This window comes from Achromobacter marplatensis, assembly GCF_049060505.1.
Lineage (GTDB): Bacteria > Pseudomonadota > Gammaproteobacteria > Burkholderiales > Burkholderiaceae_B > Achromobacter > Achromobacter marplatensis_A.
Genome location: NZ_JBMGRB010000025.1, coordinates 1 through 3,411, shown reverse-complemented (window position 1 = coordinate 3,411; position 3,411 = coordinate 1). Strand labels below are relative to the sequence as shown.

General features: G+C 55.3%; 3 protein-coding genes and 2 pseudogenes. 4 read left to right on the top strand and 1 reads right to left on the bottom strand.

Translation table 11 applies throughout. The features are described from left to right. The 4 genes and pseudogenes from ACI0FO_RS29355 to ACI0FO_RS29340 all read left to right on the top strand — a co-directional run. Positions 1 to 1,713 (top strand): annotated as a pseudogene (locus ACI0FO_RS29355) (hypothetical protein); the annotation flags it as partial. Then, positions 1,700 to 2,137, top strand: coding sequence for a hypothetical protein (locus ACI0FO_RS29350; protein ID WP_416032086.1), 438 nt, complete (start codon positions 1,700 to 1,702; stop codon positions 2,135 to 2,137). The pseudogene ACI0FO_RS29355 and the gene ACI0FO_RS29350, both read left to right, overlap by 14 nt. Positions 2,138 to 2,241: 104 nt before the next feature. Beyond that, positions 2,242 to 2,625, top strand: a pseudogene (locus tag ACI0FO_RS29345) (integrase core domain-containing protein); the annotation flags it as partial. Positions 2,626 to 2,660: 35 nt separating this feature from the next. Beyond that, positions 2,661 to 3,068, top strand: coding sequence for a hypothetical protein (locus ACI0FO_RS29340; protein WP_416032085.1), 408 nt, complete (start codon positions 2,661 to 2,663; stop codon positions 3,066 to 3,068). 119 nt (positions 3,069 to 3,187) lie between these two features. On the opposite strand, the gene ACI0FO_RS29335 is transcribed toward ACI0FO_RS29340, so the two are convergent. Further along, a partial coding sequence (locus ACI0FO_RS29335) for an integrase core domain-containing protein (protein WP_416032084.1) occupies positions 3,188 to 3,411 on the bottom strand: 224 nt, incomplete at its 5' end.

The window sequence follows — 3,411 nt, the reverse complement described above, 5'->3', positions numbered from 1 at the left end:
GGCTTCGGGTTTGGCGGAGACGCCAAGGCGGGTGACTCGGGCCTGGGCACCACCAAGGGCGGCCAAGTGGCGGGCGGCGCGACGAAGGACGCGGGTTCGTCGATATCGACGGGCAGCAGCGGCTTCGGCATGGGTACGCCGGTGGTGGTCGCGGCCAGCGGCAAGAGTAGTTCGACCACGCAAAGCGGCATCAGCGGCGGCACAATCGTCATTCGTGACGAGGCGGGGCAGCTGGCGCTGACCGGCAAGACGGCAGCGGAGACGATCGCGTCGTTGAACCGGGACACAACCGATACGTTGAATGCGCTGAAGCCGATCTTTGATAAGGAGAAGATTGAGGCGGGGTTTGAGATTGCGTCGGAAGCTAGCAAGCAGGTGGGGCAGTTTTTGACGAATCGGGCCAAGGAGAAGCAGGCGGCAGAGGCGGCGCTGTCCGACGCGATCAAGACCGGCCGAGCCAGCAACGCGGCAAGCATGAGCGCGCTCATGGATGACCTGGAACGTGCTCAGGATTGGAGCGCCGGCGGCAAGTATGGTCTGGTCTTGTTAGCGTTGTCGGGCGCGGCTGGCGCAAACGTGACGGGATCGACCAGCACATTCGTGCAGTCGGCCGCGGTGAACTACCTTCAGGGCCTGGGGACAGCCCAGGTAAAGCAGATCGCCGATAGCCTAGGCCGGGATCCACAATCGGAAGCTGCGCGTGCGGCGTTGCACGGCATCGTGGGATGCGCGGGTGCTGCAAGCCAAGGCGCAGCCTGCGCCTCGGGGGCCTTGGGCGCAAGTGCGGGTAGTATCCTTAACAGCCTGATGGGATCGCCGGAAGGCCTAACCCCCGAGCAAGTCGAAGCGCGGCGCAATCTGGCCACAAGTCTGGTGGCTGGCATAGCGAGCGCTGCGGGAGCGGATGGGGCAACGGCGAGTACGGCGGCCGGGCTGGAGACGTCGCAGAACTGGGGGCAGGTTGTGATTCCCGCGGTCGGCGCGGCAGTCGCGAAGTGCGCGACGATGCCCAGCTGCCAGCGGGCGGTGACGTATGTGTCGGACAAAACCGTCTACGTTGCCGTGCAGATGAAGGATGGCGCCATTTATGTCGGAACGGCGGCCCTGGTGGGCATTGCCGCTGCGTCTGATGCCGTTGGGAACTGGGTGTCCGAATTCGTGGGCAACACAGTGGAGCGCGAGACGGCGCTGCCTGGTAAGCCTGGTGAGGTGGTGAGGGTGGATACGCTGCCGCCACTGCCTTCTGAGAAAGAGACGTTTGGTTCGGAGATCCCGGTTTGGCCGGGTGATGCGATTGGGCCGATTGGCGTGCCGGGACAGGAGAATAATGGGCCGTCGGGTGGGATTATGACGACTACGCCTTTGCCGGAGGAGCGGGAACCGCAGATCATACTGAATGATGCCAATAACACTGCAGCTACAGCGTACGATCGCGTATTTGGGAATCGAACGTCAGTAGAAAACGTTACGTCTCGCGGTACGATTATAGAAAACATACCAAATAGCGACGCGTCTACTGCTGCTAACGACTTTGCTTCGTTGATGCCAGTTAATGTAAAAACGGTTTCAACTGGCCGTGGTGATGTGATCATAGGAGCCCTTAGTGATGGCAGTATAGTTGTATTGCGGCCGAGTAAAGATGGTCGCACGACTATTGAGTTTCAAAATTCCAACCGTCGCACCACGAAGGAAATTCGGTATGGGCCAAAGTGATGATTTATTTGAAATATCGGGCGAGAATCTCACTAATCTGAGGAAATTTTTGCATGCAGATGGAGGATTTTGTGAGGCGGAGGTTGTTCGGCGCATGTGGCGAGTTTTCTGTATAGATGATAAGTCTCTATTCGGTGAGGATGCGCGCAGATTGGCAGTTGCATTTCAAATTCAGGACTCCAGTTCGTTCTGGGTAGCTCGGGTGATTGATATTCTCGCTGCAAAAGAATCAGTAATTGTTCGTAGATTTGAAGCGACTCAGGCGGGGGTTGAAAAGTTTCAAGGGGCGGAGTTCGTGGACATAAATTTGGATGATTGCCTCTTGTTCAATTTGCCTGTTACTTGCGTCGTATTTCGTCCGGGGACAGTTGATGTGACGATTTTTGCGGGAGATGCTGCATTCGTAGGTCAGATGGAAAATTGAGCGGAGTTAAGGTGTCAGGCAACATTTTGGAGAAATGTAGCCTGGACTGTACTGAGACAGTATTCACCTGACAGTTGGCCACGTTGGGCCGTGGTCATACACGCAGACTGATCGAGGTATTGACCCGCATCATCAGTGACCGCGGGGCTCCCCGATATCTGCGCTCGGACAATGGCCTGGAATTCGTCTCGCGCGCTTTGTTGCAATGGATTGTGGAGCAAGGCATCGAGACCGTGCTGATCGACCCCGGCAAGCCCTGGCAGAATGGCACGACCGAGAGTTTTAACGGTAAGCTTCGCGACGAATGCCTGAACATGGAATGGTTCCGAAACCGGACCGAGGCGCGCATTGTGATCGAGGACTGGCGCCAGCATTACAACACCGTCAGGCCGCATTCCAGCCTGGGCTATTTGACACCGCAGCAGGCCGCCCAGGTCGCTGCATCAGAATTACTAACCGAAGCTAAATTCCAAATCCCGCTGGTGTGAAAAATCCGAGCAGGTCAGAGGAATTGAGATGAGTTATGAATAATCAATTGAGTGAGTTAGAAAAGATTCTAGGTGGAAAGATTGAGCAGCTAGATCAGCGGAGTGTGCCAGGTGTGAAGCCTGTTGAAGGGGTAGAGATTATCTATTATCAGGATGATAAGAGAACTACTCCAAAGAAGCTGTTTAAATCTTTCTTGGAGGGTTTGACTTTACGAAATGCAAAAAATGGCGGAAGGGTCTCTGATAGCTGTAGCATCCTTTCCCCAGACGGCTTATTATTTCGAGCAATGTCATATCACGGTGACCTTACTGGTTGGCGCAAAGACATAGAGGAAGGTGCTAAGGTCCTCGGTTTATTGGTCGCCAAGATTGAAGGCGATCGGTTCGTAATCTCAGATGGGCGCTCCTTCCCTCTATCTGAATGCAAGATAGAGTTCACTTGAAAGGGCCTTGTCAGCAACGGGTTAATAATGACCCGGCGGAGGTGCGGACAAATCTTGGACTGTACTGAGACAGTATTCACCTGACGGTTGACCACGTTGGGGTGACCTGCTCGGATTTTTCACACCAGCGGGATTTGGAATTTAGCTTCGGTTAGTAATTCTGATGCAGCGACCTGGGTGGCCTGCTGCGGTGTCAAATAGCCCAGGCTGGAATGCGGCCTGACGGTGTTGTAATGCTGGCGCCGAGCCTGTCCGTATTTTTGTGTGCGAGGCGTTTTAAAAGTTGTTATCCCCGCGCCGCAGTAAACCGTTCGCCGAACAGGATAGCAAACTGGTTCATGGC

Excerpts from the sequence above, each read along its gene's own strand:
- ACI0FO_RS29350 (WP_416032086.1), top strand. The coding sequence starts at position 1,700 with ATGGGCCAAAGTGATGATTTATTTGAAATATCGGGCGAGAATCTCACT.
- ACI0FO_RS29340 (WP_416032085.1), top strand. The coding sequence starts at position 2,661 with ATGAATAATCAATTGAGTGAGTTAGAAAAGATTCTAGGTGGAAAGATT.